Raw genomic sequence first — 1,308 nt, forward strand, 5'->3', positions numbered from 1 at the left:
CTCATAAGCCCCTTAATGAACTTGGACACTAAGAGTGTATATGATTTACACTAATAGTTGACAGGGGATGATGAAATGAAACGAACAAAACATTCAACAGACTTCAAATTACAATTGGTGAAAGAAGCACTGGAGACTGAAAATACAGCGGCGGTTGCTCGCCGCTATGAAATAGCAACGAATATGCTCCATCGTTGGATTAAAGAATATCGCGATGGCAAGTTCGGTGATGTTCAAATGAAACAAATCTCGGAGTTTGACTCCAAAGCAATAGCTGAGGAAAATGATCAGTTAAAAAAATTGCTTGGAGAACAAGCGCTAGAGATCGCTATTCTCCGTGATCTTATAAAAAAGAAAAACCCTCACTTGCTGAAAAAATTGAAGTAGCCGATTTCTACATCGAACAAGGATATAGCACCCAACTCGTTCTGCGTCTAGCTAACATTCCACGCTCGAGTTATTACTATCATAAGAAAGCACAATTACGCAGTAAATCAGTGAGTGAGGGACGCCCAACACCTGGATTCTCGCAGCTTACAAATGGTTGCACAATATCTGATGAACAGATTAAAGAATGGCTTATGGAGCTTATCGCTAGCGATGGGGCTAGTTATGGTTACCGTAAATTGACGGTGGCATTGCGCGAACAGCACAAGCTTCGGATAAACAAGAAGAAAGTATATCGACTGTGCAAGGAACTAGGTATCCTAAAGCCACAACGTCAGAAACGAGTTCGATTTCCGAAAAAGATCGCGTCAAATCGAACGATAACGAATTCCAATCAACTGTATGAAACCGATATTAAATACGGTTATATAGCAGGTGAACAACGATTTTTCTTCATACAATCTATTATTGACGTCTATGATCGTGCAATTGTATCGTATCATATTGGCCTTCGATGTGAAGCCAAAGACGTTGTACGAACCATACAAGCTGCTTTGTTTAAACGTCAATTATTTAGCTCTCAGACGATGCCAGTAATCCGTTCAGACAACGGTCCTCAGTTCATATCAAGCACTTTCGAGGAAGCTTGTATCGACTTTGGTATGGAGCATGAAAGAATACCACCTAGAACGCCGAATATGAATGCCCATATCGAGTCATTTCATCGAATATTGCAGGATGATTGTTTGAGTAAATACGAATTTCAAACTTATGGTGAAGCATATCAAGTGGTATCCGAATTCATACGATTCTATAATGAACGCAGGATTCATTCCAGTATTAGGGATATGGCACCAGAGAAATTTTACAACCAGAATCAAGTGGAAGCGATTCCAATTAAAATGGTTCGTGTCTAAACGA

Annotated in this window: 1 protein-coding gene; it reads left to right on the top strand. The window is 39.9% G+C overall.

The window, feature by feature from the left end; all coding sequences use genetic code 11:
• Window positions 1-75 precede the first annotated feature (75 nt).
• Window positions 76-1,304 (top strand): IS3 family transposase gene (locus PBN151_RS30180; protein WP_139295466.1). Its coding sequence is split into 2 segments (ribosomal slippage): window positions 76-364 and window positions 364-1,304, totalling 1,230 coding nucleotides; the frame shifts between segments, so codons are not numbered across the junction.
• The last annotated feature ends 4 nt before the right edge of the window (window positions 1,305-1,308 follow it).

The organism is Paenibacillus sp. NAIST15-1, assembly GCF_001894745.1.
In the GTDB taxonomy this organism is placed as follows: domain Bacteria; phylum Bacillota; class Bacilli; order Paenibacillales; family Paenibacillaceae; genus Paenibacillus_B; species Paenibacillus_B suaedae.